The organism is Streptomyces sp. NBC_00620 (assembly GCF_026341825.1).
Classification (GTDB): Bacteria; Actinomycetota; Actinomycetes; order Streptomycetales; family Streptomycetaceae; genus Streptomyces.
Window position 1 is genome coordinate 637,169 of the sequence record NZ_JAPENY010000001.1, and the last position, 16,123, is coordinate 653,291.

Sequence of the window (16,123 nt, forward strand, 5' to 3'; positions counted from 1 at the left end):
TGTCATCTACGCGCGTAGGCCTGGACCAGCTACCCTCATGCGCGTGAACGCATCTCTTCTTCCGGACGACATCCAGGGCGACCCCCATGCGGCCGCCGACGCCGCCGCCACGCGACTGCGTGAGCTCACGGGCGCCGAGACCCACGACGTCGCCCTCGTGATGGGCTCCGGCTGGGCGCCGGCCGTGGACGCGCTCGGCTCACCCGAGGCCGAGTTCCCGGTCACCGAGTTGCCCGGGTTCCCCCCGCCGGCGGTCGAGGGCCACGGCGGGGCGGTCCGCTCGTACAAGATCGGCGACAAGCGGGCCCTGGTCTTCCTGGGCCGCACCCACTACTACGAAGGCCTCGGTGTCGCCGCCGTCGCGCACGGTGTCCGTACCGCCGTCGCCGCCGGCTGCAAGACCATCGTGCTCACCAACGGCTGCGGCGGGCTGCGTGAGGGCATGCGCCCCGGGCAGCCGGTCCTGATCAGCGACCACATCAACCTCACGGCCACCTCGCCGATCATCGGCGCGAACTTCGTGGACCTCACCGATCTGTACTCGCCGCGGCTGCGCGCCCTGTGCAAGGAGATCGACGCGAGTCTGGAGGAGGGTGTGTACGCGCAGTTCCCCGGGCCGCACTACGAGACGCCTGCGGAGATCCGGATGGCTCGGGTCATCGGAGCCGATCTGGTGGGCATGTCGACCACCCTTGAGGCCATCGCCGCCCGCGAGGCCGGCGCGGAGGTGCTCGGCATCTCCCTGGTCACCAACCTCGCCGCCGGTATGACGGGCGAGCCGCTGAACCACGAGGAGGTCCTCCAGGCGGGCCGCGACTCGGCCACCCGCATGGGCGAGCTCCTCACCCAGGTGCTGGATCGGCTGTAGTTTTTTCGCCCCCTCCGCCCCTACCCGTCCCTTGCCCCTGGGGCTCCGCCCCAGACCCCGCTCCTCAAACGCCGGAGGGGCTGAAACTTTCCCCGGCCGGCGCTGAAATCTTTCAGCCCGGCCAGAGAACCTTTCAGTCCCGGCCGGGGAGAGATCTTCCAGCCCGTCCGGCGTTTGAGGACGAGGCCGTTCAGGCCGATGCGGGGGTCTGGGGGCGGCAGCCCCCAGGTACGGGACGGGTAGGGGCGGAGGGGGCGAGAAAACCCCCGGGCACACAGCAACGTACGACCGAACAGAGAGGCGCACCGGACGTGCAGGACGAACTCATCGCTCGGGCCAAGGCGTGGCTGGCCGAGGACCCAGACGTGGAGACCCGTGAGGAGCTCGCCAAGCTCATCGACGCCGGCGACACGGCGGAGCTCACCGCACGGTTCAGCGGCACCCTCCAGTTCGGCACCGCAGGCCTGCGGGGCGAACTCGGCGCGGGCCCGATGCGGATGAACCGCGCCGTGGTCATCCGCGCGGCCGCGGGCCTCGCCGCGTACCTCAAGGGCAAGGGCGAGACGGACGGCCTGGTGGTGATCGGCTACGACGCCCGCCACAAGTCCGCCGACTTCGCACGGGACACGGCCGCCGTCATGACCGGCGCCGGCCTGCGTGCCGCCGTACTCCCGTACCCCCTCCCGACCCCCGTCCTCGCGTACGCCATAAGGCACCTCGGCGCGGTGGCGGGCGTGGAGGTCACCGCCAGCCACAACCCGCCCCGGGACAACGGCTACAAGGTGTACCTCGGGGACGGTTCGCAGATCGTGCCCCCCGCGGACGCGGAGATCGCCGCCGAGATCGACGCGGTCCACGCACTCGCCGACGTCCCCCGCCCGGACAGCGGCTGGGAGACCCTCGACGAGGGCGTCCTGGACGCGTATCTGGCCCGCACGGACGCCGTACTCGCCGAGGGTTCCCCGCGTACGGCCCGGACCGTCTACACCGCGATGCACGGCGTCGGCAAGGACACCCTCCTCGCGGCGTTCGCGCGGGCCGGCTTCCCGGAGCCCGTGCTCGTCGCCGAGCAGGCGGAGCCGGACCCCGACTTCCCGACGGTCGCGTTCCCGAACCCGGAAGAGCCCGGCGCGATGGACCTCGCCTTCGCGAAGGCCCACGAGACCCAGCCGGATCTGATCATCGCGAACGACCCGGACGCGGACCGCTGCGCCGTGGCCGTCAAGGACGGCGACGGCTGGCGGATGCTGCGCGGCGACGAGGTCGGCGCGCTGCTCGCCCAGCACCTGGTGAAGCGCGGCGCGCGGGGCACGTTCGCCGAGTCGATCGTCTCCTCCTCGCTGCTCGGGCGGATCGCCGAGAAGGCGGGTCTGCCGTACGAGGAGACCCTCACCGGCTTCAAGTGGATCGCCCGGGTCGAGGGGCTGCGGTACGGGTACGAGGAGGCGCTCGGCTACTGCGTCGACCCCGACGGCGTACGCGACAAGGACGGCATCACGGCGGCTCTGCTGATCACGGAACTCGCCTCGGAGCTCAAGTCCGACAACCGCACCCTCCTCGACCTCCTCGACGACATCGCCGTCGAGTACGGCCTGCACGCCACCGACCAGCTCTCGGTCCGCGTCGAGGACCTCTCCCTGATCGCGAACGCCATGCAGCGCCTGCGCGAGCAGCCGCCCACCCGGCTCGCGGGCCTGGCGATCACGAAGGCCGAGGACCTGACGAAGGGGACGGACAGGCTCCCGCCGACGGACGGGCTGCGCTACACGCTGGAGGGCGCGCGCGTCATCGTCCGGCCCAGCGGGACCGAGCCGAAGCTGAAGTGCTACCTCGAGGTCGTCGTGCCCGTCGCCTCGCACGAGGGGCTCGACGCGGCGCGGACGAAGGCGGCGGAGTCGCTGGCCGCCATCAAGCGGGACCTCTCGGCCGCCGCCGGCATCTGACCCGTACCCGCACGCGTACTCGTACCCGATGGGGTGGACCGGCCGTCCCCGGCCACCCCATCGGGTGATTTCCGCGGGACAGCTGACGCACCTCCGCACCCGGCCGCCCTCTCCGGGAAACGGTGAACCGGTACCGCCCGCCGAGTACTGGAGCCGCCGCCGTGTCCTCGACCGTCCCCGACACCGCCCCCGGCAGACACGTTCCGAGCACCCGGCCACGACCCCCGTCCGCCGCGCCGGCCTCCCCCGGTGTCCTGCGCCGGGCCGCGCCCGCGCTCCTCGCCTACGTCGCCGTACGGGCCGTGGGACTGCTGGTCCTCGCCGGCTGGGCGCACCGGCAGGGACACGGAGTCTGGCCGGTCCTGGCGACGCAGTGGGACGCCGACTGGTATCTGGGGATCGCCGGCCACGGGTACGCGCGGGAGCTGGGCACGGCGTTCGACGCGAACAATCTCGCGTTCTTCCCGCTCTACCCCGTCCTCGTCAAGGCGGTCGCGGCGCTCACGCCCGGCAGCCCGGCAGGCGCCGGCCTCGGGATCGCCGTCGTCGCCTCCCTCGTCGCCGCTTGGGGAGTCTTCGCGGTCGGTGACCGGTTGCACGGTCAGCGGGTCGGCGTCCTGCTCACCGTCCTGTGGGCCGCGCTGCCGGTCGGGCTCGTGCAGTGGATGGGCTACACCGAGTCCCTGTTCACGGCTTTCGCCGCCTGGTCGTTGTACGCGGTGCTCAGCGGCCGCTGGCTGTGGGCGGGGGCGCTGGCCGCGCTCGCGGGGCTGACCCGGCCGACCGGTGTCGCCGTCGCGGCCGCGGTGACCGTCACGGCCCTGCTCTCCCTGCGCCGCCGCTTCGACGCCCGCGTCCTCGCGGCCGCCGTCCTCGCTCCGCTCGGGTGGCTCGCGTACGTCGGCTGGGTGGGCCTGCGGCTCGGCCGCTGGGACGGCTACTTCGCCGTACAGCTGCTGTGGCACAACGAGTTCGACGGCGGCCTGGCGACGCTGCGGCGGATGCGCGAGTACCTGATGTACGACTCGACGCCCGAGCTGTTCCTGTTGATGGTGACCGCCACGCTGATCGCCTCGGTGCTGCTGTTCGCGCTGTCGGCGTGGGACCGGCAACCGCTGCCGCTGCTGCTGTTCACGGGACTGCTGCTGGTGATCGTGCTGGGCAGCGGCGGCGTCTACTTCCCCCGCGCCCGCTTCCTGCTGCCGGCCTTCCCGCTGCTGCTCCCCGCCGCGCTGCACCTGGCCCGCGCCTCCCTCCGCTTCCGCGCGTTCACGCTGGCGGCGGCGGTCCTCGGGGCGGCGTACTTCGGTGCCTATATGGCTCTCGTGTGGCCCAGCGCCCCCTGATTCACAGGGAGTTGGGCTGTCGCATGCTCCTCGGCTGCCTGCTCCGCTCCCGTGCGTCCCACGCTGGAAGGGAGTGCGGATGCGGTCCTCACCCCCCTTTGGACGCATCCGCCCACCGGGTGTCCCGCGCCCCCTTTCACCAGAAATGCGGGATGCCAGGCAAGGGCCGGACACGGGGTTCGGAGCGCCCCCCAGGCAGCTGAACCCCGTGTCGGTTCGCCCGCGTAGCGCGCGGTCAGCCCGTGGGTGTGCCGGACGGGGTGGGCTCGGGGGTCTCCGTGGGTGTGGGGGTCGCCGAATCGCTCGGGCTCGCAGGGGGGTCGGTCGACGGCTCGGGGTCCGGGGTGGTCACCGAAGGCGAAGGTACGGGGTCGGCGTCGCTGTCGGGGGAGGGCGACGGGGAGGTCTCGGTGGGGGTCGGGACGGGGGGTTCGGTTTCGGCGGGGGGTTCGCTGGGGGTCGGGGTCGGGGTGGGGCTCGTACTCGCCGACGGGGATGGGGACGAGGACGGGGACGCCGGCCGGGTGGGTGTGGCGGGCGCGGGCGTGAGGCTGCCGTCGGGGGCGTCGTCGCCGCCTCCCGCCTCGCGCACCGGCTCCGTGGCCGGGGTGTCGCTGCCCGCCCCCGGGCTGTGTGGGGCGACCGCCGTGCCGTCGGGGACGGTGTGCACTCCGCGGAGGTAGAACTCCATCCAGCCGAGGACGAGGTTGAGGTAGTCGCGCGAGTAGTTGTAGCTGAGGATCGCCCGCTCCAGGCCCGCCGCGGTGCCCAGGTCGCGCTCTCCGGCACACAGGTAGTGGCCTGCGGCCAGGGCGGCGTCGTGGATGTTGTTGGGGTTCGAGATGCCGTCACCGTTGCCGTCCGCGCCCCAGGTCTTCCAGGTGGTCGGCAGGAACTGCATGGGGCCCACGGCCCGGTCGTACACCGCGTCGCCGTCCCAGGTGCCGCCCTCGCTGTCGAGGATCAGCGCGAAGCCGTTGCCGTCGAGGGCGGGTCCGGTGATCCGGGTGAGGGTGTCGCCGTTGGCGGCGACGGCGCCGCCGCTTGCGTGCCCCGACTCGACCTTGCCGATCGCGGCGAGCAGCTCCCACGGCAGGGCGCAACCCGGGTCGGTGCGCCCGACGGCTGCCGCGGCTCGCTGGTAGGCGGCGAACACGCTCGCCGGCAGACCGGCCTCGGCCGTGGCCCGCTGTACCGAGGGCTTCGCAGCCTCCTCGCCCCACAGCCTCTCGGCGCCCGACACGCCGTCCAGGGGCGGCAGTTCGACGTGGTAGGAGTCGTCGCCCTGTGAGGGAACGTCCGGCAGCGGGGCGTCGGGCGCCACGAATCCCCCGGGGACGCTCATGCCGTCGCCCTCCGGGGCCCGGGCGGCACCGACGGTCCCCGGCGCCTGGGAACCGGCGGTGAGCAGAGCCGCGGCAACCGTGGCGAAGGTGGCGACGGCCGCACCGCGCAGGCCACGCCGGGTGCGCAGTCCTGCGCTCACGCGGCGGAAGGGTCTGGTGAGCGGACGGGGCATGAGGAGACTCCTGCCGGTCGGGACTTCGGTGGCACACGGGGCCTGAGTTGTCTGTTCCGGTTACCGCGCCCGAGGCTAGGCAGCGGGCGGCCGCGGCGGGGCGCCTGGCCGACTCCTAGGGGCTAAGGGGAGATGAACTTGCCGAGGTGCGCGGCGAGTTGGGCGGGCTCCGCGATGGTCACCCCCCTTATCCGAAGCGGCCGTTCACGTAGTCCGTGGTGCGCGGGTCCTGCGGGTTGTTGAACATCGCATCCGTGGTGCCGTGTTCGACGATGAGGCCGGGGGTGCCCTGCTCGGCGAGGAAGAAGGCGCACTGGTCGGAGACGCGGGCCGCCTGCTGCATGTTGTGGGTGACGATCACGATGGTGACCTCTTCGGACAGTTCGTGGATGGTCTCCTCGATGCGTCGCGTCGACGTCGGGTCAAGGGCCGAGCACGGCTCGTCCATGAGCAGGACCCGTGGTCGTACGGCCAGCGAGCGCGCGATGCACAGGCGCTGCTGCTGGCCGCCGGAGAGCGCGCCGCCGGGCTGCCGGAGACGGTCGCGGACCTCCTTCCACAGGCCCGCTTTGGTCAGGCATTCCTCGACGAGCGCGTCCTTGCCGTCGCGGTCGGCCTTGATGCCGCCCAGCTTCAGGCCGGCGGTGACGTTGTCGTAGATCGACATCGCGGGGAAGGGGTTGGGCTTCTGGAAGACCATGCCGATCTGGCGGCGGGCGTGGGTGATGCGGCGTCCGCGGTCGTAGATGTCCTCGCCGTCGAGCAGCACCCGGCCCGCGAGGGAGGCGGAGCCGACCAGCTCGTGCATGCGGTTGAGGATCCGCAGGAAGGTGGACTTGCCGCAGCCGGACGGGCCGATGAGCGCGGTGACCTTGCGGGCCGGCATGGTGAGCGAGACGCGCTCCAGGACCTTGTGGTCGCCGAACCAGGCCGAGATGGCGTCGGCCTCGAGGGTGGCCGGATCACTCGGCCCGGTGGCGGCGCCGGGCCTGCCCGGCTTGACGGCCGTCATCCTCCTCGTCGGGTCGAGGATCTCGTCGACGAGTATCTCGGTGGTGTCGGTCGTGTCAGTGGTGTCGGACATGATGGGCTGAACTCCTCGTCGGTCAGAGCAGGTTGGGCAGCAGGCGGGCGGCGGCACCGGAGACGGCGAGACCGAGGGCGGCCAGTACGGGTACGCCGACGATCCAGGTCTGCCAGCGGCCCCAAGCCCGGTGGGCGGCCATGGTGAGCAGGGCAGCGAGAAGCAGTGCCTGCGACCACAGGAAGACGGAGAGCCAGGCGGCGCTCTCGCTGCCCAGGGCCTGTTCGGACTCGTCGATCCAGCCCGTGGCCAGCGGACGCGGCGGGCTGGGCTGCACGTCGCTCGTCAGGGTCGCGTCGACGCGGATCAGGCCGGACGGCGTGTAGGGCCCGCCGTCGGCGGTGATGAGCGTGAGCCGGCCCTCGCCCTCCTTGAGGGCGGGCGGCAGCGGGTCGCCCTCACGGCGGACGGCCGAGACTTCGTAGGTGGCGGTGCCCTGACCGGTCGTCACCCGGATCTCGGTGCCCGGGGGCAGCTGGTGCAGGTCGTTGAACGGGCTGCCGTACCCCCACTGGCGGCCCATGATCACGCTGGTGCCGGCCTGTCCCGGCAGCGGGGTGTCCCGGCGGTGGCCGGGGCCCGACATCAGCACGCCGGAGGTGGTGCTCTCCCCGACGACCTCCTTCAGACCCAGCGCCGGGATGCGCAGCAGCGCGACGGGAGCGCCCGGCTCAAGGAGCTTGCCGTCGTACGTCTGCTGGCCCACCGGGGCGATACCGAGGGCGAGTTGACGGCGCAGCTCGTCGTAGGCCGTCTGCTGGTCGCGGCTGTGCTGGAGGTGGCCCACGATCGTGAGGTTGGCGGCGAAGCCGAGCAGCAGGGCGGCGAGCAGGCACAGCGCGGCCCCGGCGAACGCGATGCCGACGCGCTCCGCCCGGGGCGGCCGGGAGGCGGGCCCGGGCTCTGGTGAAGGCGCCGACGCCGGCGGTGCCACGGCCGGCGGGGGCGGGGACAGCACGGTCACGGGGAGCGCTCCTGTGGAGAGGTGTGGAGTGGAGAAAAGGAGGCGCGGGCGGCGGGGTCGGGAACCCGCCGCCCGTACTCCGCGGGCCGTTACGGGCGCGGGTCGCCGAAGTTCAGCAGCCCGTTGCGGCGGCCGAACCGTACGAAGACGAAGCCGGCCGTGACGAGGACGACGGCGCCGATGCCGGAGAACAGTGCGATCTGGCTACCGGTGGAGGCGAGGCCGCCGGTCGGCGAGGTGCCGCCGGTGGTGGAGTCGCCGCCGGTGCTGCTGCCGCCGTCGGTGGTGCCGGACGTGGTGCCGCCGTCAGTGGTGCCGGAGGTGTCGCCCGTCGGGTCGGCGGTCGGGTCATCGGTGGGGTCGTCCGTCGGGTCGTCGCTGGGGTCGCCCGAAGGGTCGTCGCTCGGCGACGGGGACTCGGAGGACGGCTCGGCCACGGTGAACGACACCGCGTTGACCGTCGCGCCGTTCAGATACGTGCAGGACGGCGTCCAGGTCCACGAGGCGATGCCGGCGACCATGTCCTCCGGAACGGTGAGGGAGTTCCAGGTCACCACTCCGTCGGCGTCTGCGGTGGCGCTGGGGAACGAGTCCTCGCGGTTGACCAGGGACATCGAGTGAGCAGCGCCCGCCTCGCAGCCCCGGACGATGACCTTCACCTTCTGACCGCGCTCCAGTTCCGGTCCGGGGGTTCCGGTCAGTCGCTGACCGTCCTCGTCCTGGATCTCGACCGCCGGCTCGGACACGGTCACCCGCACGGGCTCGGATTCGGAGGAGCCCCACTCGGCGGCGTTCGCCGGAGTGAACCGGGCGACGAGGTCGTGATAGCCCTTCGCAAGCGTCGACGTCGTCAACTCGGCCTTCCCGTTGGCGACGGTGACCGGGCCCGTGCCCAGCGTTGTCGCGCCGTCCAGGAAGGTCACGGTGCCGGTGGCCTCCGCCGGCGTGACCGTCGCGGTGAGCTTCACGTCCTTGCCGGGCTCGGGCTCATTGAGGCTGGTCGTCAACGCGACCGTGGTGGTCTCCGCGCCCTCTCCGACCACCCAGTTGTCGCCGGTGACGGTGATCTTCTGGGACCAGTGGTCGCTCGGCAGCCCGTACTGGTCGGGGGGCTGGAGGGCGAACTGGTCCACGCACTGCAGGCGCAGCTCGTACGTCCCGTCGCCGGTGATGTAGTCGGACAGGCCGCGTACCTCCATCCCCGGGTTGTCCGCCGCGGCCAGCGAAACCGTCGAGGTCGCTTCGGTGTAGGGCGCGCTGTTGGTGATCCCCCACAGCGCGACCCCCGCGGGGGAACCCTCCTTGACCACGTAGAGGTTGAGGACGCTGTTGAAGTTGAGGGGGTCGAGGGTGATGTCCGGGCAGGCACCGGGGATGTCTATGGAGCCGGCGATGGGCTGCGGATCGCTCAACTTGCCACTGCTGGGCGTCATGGTGAACGTCCCGACGTCCGCCGCCCGGGCAGGCTGGGACTGGGCGGCCACCAGGGCCACCACGCCCATGGCCAGCACGGCGCAGGCCGCCATGATGGCGGCCACTCTTCGGAATGGGTGAAGCACTCTCATTGCGGTTGCCCCCGGGGGACGGTAGTCGGACGGATCGATGGACAGCGCGGGTGGCCGGGCACCTGGGAGGTGCCCGGCCGTCACGCGGAGGTCAAATGGCGGTCAACGGTTACGAGTTGCCCTTGAAGCTGGTCGCGTCACCGCAGTTGGTGGCCGCGTTGCCGTCCGCGGCGAGGTCGCCGAAGCCGTAGTTCTTGATGACGTCGATGCTCGCGGCCGAGCAGACGTCCGAGCCGGAGCCGACGAAGGCCTCCGCGATCGCCGCGTCGGTGAGCCGGCCGGTCGAGACGACGTTGTAGACCTCACGGGCCGCCGGGAAGGTGGCGTTGAGGGCGGTGGCGGTGCCCGTGCCGGTGGTCGGGGCCACGCCGTTGATGCTGCGCACCCACGCCAGACCGCGACGGTTCGGGACGTCCGGGAGGCTCTTGCCCTGAGCGATCCACTGCGCGATCGAGTACGGCATGATCTGGTCGTTGGCGGTCAGCGCGGTGCCGTCGTGCTCCTGGGGAGCAGTCGTGAGGCCCTCGTTGACGCACGTGCCGGGCACGATCGGCGTGCCGGGCACGTCGCTCAGGTACTGCAGCCAGAACGACCGGGTGCCCGAGCCGGCCTGCGGCAGCAGCGGCTTGATGCCCGCCGGCCGGTCGGCCGCACAGGTGTAGAGCTTGATCAGGTCGGCCCGCGTCAGGTTCGTCGGCACCGTGCTGCCCAGGCGGGAGGCGTAGGTGACGGCGTCCTTGGCGAACGGGATGAAGGTGAGCTTCGTACCGGCGGTCGCCACGCCGCGCGAGGAACGGGCGAAGTCGACACAGTCGGGCGAAGCCGGGTTGTCGATCTCGGCGATCAGCTTGTTGATGCCGTTCGAGGAGCCGTTCACGGTCGAGCGGGCGAAGGTGCAGCCCGTCTTGGTGGTGATGTTGTCGGCGGTGCCGGACGGCGGGATGGCGTCCCACGACGCGAGAATCTTGGCGCCGCTGGAGTTCACGACGGTGGTGCCGTTGGCGAGGCCGTTCAAGACGTACTGCGTGGTGTCCGAGCCGACACCCGCCAGGATGCGCGTGTCGGTGGCCGGGTTCGGGTCGGCGGAAGCGGGGACGGCCAGGATTCCGAGGCCGAGAGCCGCGGTACCGAGAACAGCACCGGCCTTGACGCGAGACTTGACGTTCACTTCTGAACTCCTCGTTTTCGGAACTTCGAAGACTGGACGTTCAAGATGAATCCGGATTTTCGTGCTGCCGACCCGTCGATCGGCCACCGCATACAATTCCAGGATTCCGAGCGATGGCCAACCAATTCCCAACGAGGGAAAGGTTACGAGAAGGCTTCCTAGGTGTCTCCTAGGGAGTCCGACGCTGGGAGAAACGAAGCATTATCGGACCTGCAAGGCCTGCCGCTCCACCCAGGAAGAGGACGACGAGAAGTACCCAGCGGATGATTCCGAGTACTTCCCCCGGGGTAAATCCGGTCTTGGCATCGGCAACATTCTGCTGGGCTCCGGATGCGGAAGCGGAGCCATTACCGGCGGAGGATTCCGACGCCGACACATTGGTATTGTCACCGCCGCTTTCACCGCCCGAGGACACACCTCCCGCGTCCGTACCCGAGGAGGTTCCGGCGGTGTCGCCCCCGGATGCGGGTCCGCCGGAGTCCACTCCCCCGGGATCGTCCGGATCCGGGTCGTCGCCGTCGTCCGGGACCGCTCCGCGCTCCAGGTCGTCGGCGGCGGTCTCGGCCTGCTCGCGCAGGTCGGCAGGGAGCGGCGCATAGCCGTAGGGCAGCTCGCCCGCCGAAAGGCCCGGCGTCTGGCCAGGTCCCGCGGCGAACCTGATGAAGTCCGCGTACGCCTTGCGGTCCGTCGCGCCCTGGTTCACCGAGGCCGCAGCGTAGGTCACCGCGGTCAGCGGGTAGGCCTGGCCCTTGGCTCGCGCCGGGTCGGGCTTGAGCACACCGGCGTTGTCCGGCGACGGCTGCATGGCGGCGACGCCCTTCAGCAGCGTGTCGGTGGTGGGTTTGACGAACTGGCCGGCCGCGTTGCGCAGCGCCGCGGTGCTGAGTCCGTAGCGCTCCGCCGACACGGCGTCGACGACGGCCATGACCGTGCGCTTGCCGGGCAGATTCTTCAACTCGGTCCTGTTGACGGATGTCGGGTCGTACAAGACCTTGTTGTTGTTGTTGCCACGGCGGGTTCGCAGGGCCCCGTCGTGCAGGTCGTCCGTGAACGGATCGAGAGCCGTTATCCCGTAGGTGGGGAGGTCCTCGATTCCAGTGGCTTCCTCGGCACCGACGCCGAGCACTGTGGTCGGGTCGTTCTTCGGAAAGTCGGACAATGAGGTGTCCTCATCCAGACCCAGCCCTTGGAAATAGGAGTTCATCCGCATTCCCCACGGATCCGGCTTTCCGGAGAGGAAATCCCTGGCTTCACTGTCCGACTGGAGCCAGTTCCACAACAGCCGCGTGGTGTCGGAGTTGCCCGTCGGAACCATGAGGCTCAACTGCGCCGAAGGCTGCCCGTCGTTCGCGAATTCGGCGAACTCCGGATTCAATTCTTTGAATTCCGGGTCGTCGAAATAGGACTGCGGGTTCCCTTTCACATGCTCCGGCGTGGGGCTGCCATTGTTCCAGGGCACGGTCCGCACATAGGAATGGGTGAGTATCTTGGCCACGAGCCGCGGGGTCAGTTTCAGTTCCGGCATCGCACCGCGAACCGGGCTCTCGATGAAGAATCCGATGGCCAGCCCGGACACCGCCACCGGCGCGTGCACAACGTCCGGTTGACCCGCCACTTGAGTCACCGGGTCGACGGTGACGCCCAGCAGTGGCGCATCGGTGGTCGTGCCCGATACGCCGATCCTGGCCGACTCCTCGCCTGCCGGGTCGTAGGAGAACGCGGTGTCCGTGGAGGAGCAGAGTTTCGGCTGCCACGAGGAGACCGCGTCCGCCGCCAGTTCGGAGCCGGTCACGGGCCGCTCCGCCCGGCCCTCCGGGCAGAAGTTGTCGACCGGCAGGAAATCCAGGCGGAAGGCCATGCGTTGGGACCAGTCCGTCGCGGAGAGGGGCGAGGTGGTGAGCGTCGAACTGACGTTGTCCGGGTCGACTTCGTCGCCGGTCGGCTTGTGGGTGCCGCGCGGCACGACGACCAGCCAGCAGGGGCGCGGAGTGGGGGTGTTACCGGCGGGAGCCGTGTTCACACCGCAGCCGAGGTAGTCCGCCTGGATCCCGTCCTGCACCTCGAATTCCACTTCGCCGGTCCCGTTGGCGAAAGTGCGGTTGAAATTCTGCTCGTTGGTGTCCAGCGGCCCGAAATAGGTGTTGTCGAAAGCCTCGGCGGTCGGGGCTTCTCCATTGGCGGGGCGGAAGGGGACGAAGTCGCTCCGCGTCTCCGCGGGATCGGCGCTCGAACTGACCGCTCGGCTATAGGTACTTGAGCCCGGAAGCACACCGCCGGCCCCGAACACGCACTGCTCACGGTCGGGTCCGTGCGGGTCGTCCCCCCAGCACTGCATGATCTGCAGGTAGTTGCCTCGCGCGCTGCCGGGCGTCGTCGGCGCCCCGCCCTCCCAGCTGACCCGTACACCCTGCCCACGCAGATCCTTGGTCTGATCGACCGTCACCCTCAGATCCGAGAAGTCGTCGTACTTCCCCTTCTTCCCCGTCTGCGTCACCGCGGAGTCCTCCGCGCCGCCGTCCGCCGCTGCCGCGGAGGATGTGGGCGGCAGCGGCAACAGGGCCACGAGGACGGCGGCCACCAGCGAGCCCACGGCGACGAAGACGCGCGGCCGGGGCCGGGGCCGGTTCAGTGTGGTCGTCATGCCGCACCGCCCTTGCGGCGCGACCGGTTGGCCATCATGCGCGCGACGAACGGCGGTCCGACGACGACGCCGATGAGCAGCGCGGCCGACAGCGCCATCAGCGCCGTACGCAGACCAAGGGCGTCACCCGAGCCCAGGGCGACCGGGTTGGCGACGATGGAGGTGTCACCGGCGGCCTGGTCGGTGCCGAGCACCTCGCCGGTGTCGGGGTCGACGACGGTGCCGCCGGACGTCCCGCCCGCGCCGCCGGTGCTGCCCGCCGTACCACCGGCGGTGCCGCCGGCCGTTCCCGTCGAGCCCGTCCCGCCCGTCGTACCGGTACCGCCCGTCGAACCCGTGCCGCCGGACGAACTGGAGCCGCCCGAGCTACTGCCGCCGCTGCTCCCCCCGTTGATCGTCGTGGGGGTCTTGTTGCCGCCGGTGCCGGTCGCGCACTGGTCGGACCCCTTCTTGTCGCACGCCTGCGGGTACGGGGCTTTCGTGGCCAGCAGGTTCTTCCCGTCGGAGGAGAACGTCGGGTTGTTGCAGTTCTTGATGTTGATGTCCTCCGCCACGGCGCCGGGGATCTTGCGCACCTGCTCCATGGCCGCTTCCACGAGGTTGACCGGCAGTGGTGAATAGCCGAGCCGGTCCGCCTGTTGCTGGCCCTCGCAGAGGAAGTAGTTGTTGAAGGCGCTCAGCGTCTTGCCCTTGGCCTTGGTGAAGCCCATCTCCTCCTTGGTCGGGATGATCATGTAGCTGTAGCTGGAGAGGGGATAGGTGCGCCGGTCGCTGTACGTGTAGACGCCGTCCAGCTTCTGGGTCAGGTAGTTCGCGGAGCGCGGGTCGTTGTTGATCTGGGCCTTGGTGAGGGCGACGGCCACGCTGGAGGCGGTCGGCTCGACGTAGTAGCCGGACTTGTTGAGGACCTTGGCCACCGGGAAGCCCGCGTTCTTGGCGTACGAGTACTCGACGTAGGTGATGGCGCCTTCGGCCTGCGACTGCTTGGTGTAGCCCGCGACGCCGAGTGAGCTGGACTGGGCGACGAAGCCGGAGCCGGGGATCACCGGGAAGTACGAGGTCAGACCGCAGGGCGTGGGCTTGCCCGCCCGGCGGCAGTAGTCGTTCCAGAGGGAGTCGTACTGCTTGGACATCCACAGGGTGAACTGGGCGGTGGTGCCTGAGCCGTCCGAGCGGACGACCGGGACGATACGACGGGCCGGAAGCGTCAGCTTGGGGTTGTCCGCCTTGATCTCCGCCGCGTTCCACTGCGTGATCTTGCCCGTGAAGATCTTGGTGAGGACGTCACCCGACAGCCGGAGGTTGGTGACCTGCTTGCCGCCGATCTTCAGGTTGTACATGAACGACGTACCACCGGCGACGATCGGCATGTAGGCGTACTTGCGGGTGGGCGGCGGATCCTGCTGCCCGAGGTCGGTGAGGCCGTAGGGGATCTCGGAGACGCCGAAGTCGGAGGTGCCGTTCTTGAACTGCTGCCGGCCGACGGACGATCCGACCGCCGAGTAGTTCACGGTCATGCCCTGCTGGCGGACGTTGCGGCGCCACTGCTCGATGGCGTTGGCGCTCCAGGTCGAGCCGGATCCGCTGATCTTCGTGTAGGTGGCCGCGAAAGCGTCCGGTGGATGGATGGCCAGCAGCGCGCAGACCACGGCGACGAACAGCGCCAGCGCCTGGTACACGCGCGTAGCGCGCGGACGACGGACAGGTGCGGGTATCACGGGGTGCTCCTCGTCGATGCGGAACCGGCTGAACTGGCGGGGCTGGGTGACGGCCGGGCGGTGGCGGTGCGCGCCGTGAAGCGCCGCGCGTCACGGCGGGACGCCTTGACCCGGCGGTGTTCCTGACGCCGGGTCAGCTGTCCCGGTCCGCGGCCGCCGATGACACGGGCGACGACGAACAGGACGAGCACCAGCACCAGAAGCACCGCGGCGGTGCCGAAGCCGCGGGCGATGTAGGTGGGCTCGGGCGACTTGACGAGTTCGAAGGCCGCCAGCGGCAGCGAAACCATCGGCCCCTCAAGGGGGTTGGTGTTGAGCTCCGCTGTGAAACCGGCGGTCAGCAGGACCGGCGAGGTCTCGCCCACACCTCGGGCCGTGCCCAGGATGACCGCGGTGGTCAGCCCGGACCGGGAGGTGGGGAGCACCACGTGCCACACCGTCCGCCACCGCGAGGTGCCGAGCGCGTACGACGCCTCGCGCAGGGTGCCGGGGACCAGCCGGATCACCACGTCCGCCGCGCGGATGATGATCGGCAGCATCATCACGGAGATGGCGAGCGCGGCGGCGAGGCCGGAGCTGTCGAAGCCAAGGGCCAGGATGAAGGTGGCGTAGATGAAGAGGCCGGCGACGATGGACGGCAACGCTGTCATCGCTTCGACGATGGTGCGGACGAACCGGCTGAAGGCGCCCGGGACTTCGTTGAGGAAGACCGCGCACACCAGGCCGGACGGTATGCAGATCGCCAGGGCGATGCCGATCTGCCACAGCGTGCCGACGATCGCGTGCAGGATGCCGCCGACGCCGAGGGGTTCGAGCGGACCCGCGTCGGCCATCGACTCGGTGTAGAAGTTCAGGTGCGGCAGCGCCTCGCGGCCCTCGTAGAGGGTGTAGACGACCACGAAGGCGAGTACGGCCAGCATCACCAGGCCGAGGCTCTGGATGATGGCGGCGGCCACCCGGTCGCGTACCGCGGGACCGTCCTCGTCGAAGGAGACGAGCAGTGCGTACAGGCCGAGGAAGAGCGCGTAGGCGATGACGACGAAGCCCAGCGCGCCGTTGAAGGGCAGCATCCGGTCGAACATCAGCCAGGTGATGGCGAGGGACGCGGCGCCGGCGCCCAGCAGGGCGTACACGTCGGTGGCGCGCAGGGTGGCCAGGTTGCGGCGGGACTCTCCGAGCGTGGCGCTGCCGCCGGTCCCGCGTCCGGGCAGGCTGGTGCCGGGCACGGGCGGGACCGCGGGGGCCGGCTGTTCCTGCGGTTCCTGGTCGCCGGGCGGGCTCTGGGCGGTGGTGACGGTCATCGGGCT

At 70.6% G+C, this 16,123-nt stretch carries 11 protein-coding genes; 3 read left to right on the forward strand and 8 right to left on the reverse strand.

From position 1 onward, the window contains the following. Positions 1-43: 43 nt before the first annotated feature. From OG246_RS02855 to OG246_RS02865, 3 genes are all read left to right on the forward strand, one after another. Positions 44-868: a purine-nucleoside phosphorylase gene (locus OG246_RS02855; RefSeq protein WP_266455312.1), complete on the forward strand. Its 825-nt coding sequence runs from the start codon at positions 44-46 to the stop codon at positions 866-868. Between the two features lie 311 nt (positions 869-1,179). Next, entirely contained in the window at positions 1,180-2,811 is a 1,632-nt protein-coding gene (locus OG246_RS02860; protein WP_266455315.1) for a phospho-sugar mutase, read from the forward strand. A 254-nt stretch (positions 2,812-3,065) separates the two neighbouring features. Further along, entirely contained in the window at positions 3,066-4,157 is a 1,092-nt protein-coding gene (locus OG246_RS02865) for a glycosyltransferase family 39 protein (protein ID WP_266463812.1), read from the forward strand. 235 nt (positions 4,158-4,392) lie between these two features. On the opposite strand, the gene OG246_RS02870 is transcribed toward OG246_RS02865, so the two are convergent. The 8 genes from OG246_RS02870 to pstA all read right to left on the reverse strand — a co-directional run bounded on the left by OG246_RS02870 (position 4,393) and on the right by pstA (position 16,117). Continuing rightward, positions 4,393-5,676: a lytic transglycosylase domain-containing protein gene (locus tag OG246_RS02870; protein ID WP_266455318.1), complete on the reverse strand. Its 1,284-nt coding sequence runs from the start codon at positions 5,674-5,676 to the stop codon at positions 4,393-4,395. A gap of 187 nt (positions 5,677-5,863) precedes the next feature. Then, positions 5,864-6,688: a phosphate ABC transporter ATP-binding protein PstB gene (gene pstB / locus OG246_RS02875; protein WP_266463815.1), complete on the reverse strand. Its 825-nt coding sequence runs from the start codon at positions 6,686-6,688 to the stop codon at positions 5,864-5,866. Positions 6,689-6,782: 94 nt separating this feature from the next. Beyond that, positions 6,783-7,724, reverse strand: coding sequence for a sortase (locus tag OG246_RS02880; protein ID WP_266455321.1), 942 nt, complete (start codon positions 7,722-7,724; stop codon positions 6,783-6,785). Between the two features lie 89 nt (positions 7,725-7,813). Continuing rightward, entirely contained in the window at positions 7,814-9,262 is a 1,449-nt protein-coding gene (locus tag OG246_RS02885; RefSeq protein ID WP_266455324.1) for an Ig-like domain-containing protein, read from the reverse strand. Positions 9,263-9,398: 136 nt separating this feature from the next. Further along, a complete protein-coding gene (locus OG246_RS02890; RefSeq protein ID WP_266455326.1) occupies positions 9,399-10,457 on the reverse strand; it encodes a hypothetical protein in 1,059 nt (352 codons plus the stop codon). Between the two features lie 169 nt (positions 10,458-10,626). Beyond that, entirely contained in the window at positions 10,627-13,098 is a 2,472-nt protein-coding gene (locus tag OG246_RS02895) for a hypothetical protein (protein ID WP_266455336.1), read from the reverse strand. Further along, on the reverse strand, positions 13,095-14,816 hold the full coding sequence (pstS, locus tag OG246_RS02900) for a phosphate ABC transporter substrate-binding protein PstS (protein WP_266455339.1): 1,722 nt from the start codon (positions 14,814-14,816) through the stop codon (positions 13,095-13,097). The genes OG246_RS02895 and pstS overlap by 4 nt, the downstream gene beginning before the upstream one ends. Then, on the reverse strand, positions 14,813-16,117 hold the full coding sequence (pstA, locus tag OG246_RS02905) for a phosphate ABC transporter permease PstA (RefSeq protein WP_266455344.1): 1,305 nt from the start codon (positions 16,115-16,117) through the stop codon (positions 14,813-14,815). The genes pstS and pstA overlap by 4 nt, the downstream gene beginning before the upstream one ends. Positions 16,118-16,123: the final 6 nt, after the last annotated feature.

What these genes read in the sequence shown, in the direction of transcription:
- OG246_RS02895 (WP_266455336.1), bottom strand. Translation starts at nt 13,098, where the DNA reads ATGACGACCACACTGAACCGGCCCCGGCCCCGGCCGCGCGTCTTCGTC.
- OG246_RS02870 (WP_266455318.1), bottom strand. Translation starts at nt 5,676, where the DNA reads ATGCCCCGTCCGCTCACCAGACCCTTCCGCCGCGTGAGCGCAGGACTG.
- pstA (WP_266455344.1), bottom strand. Translation starts at nt 16,117, where the DNA reads ATGACCGTCACCACCGCCCAGAGCCCGCCCGGCGACCAGGAACCGCAG.
- pstB (WP_266463815.1), bottom strand. Translation starts at nt 6,688, where the DNA reads ATGACGGCCGTCAAGCCGGGCAGGCCCGGCGCCGCCACCGGGCCGAGT.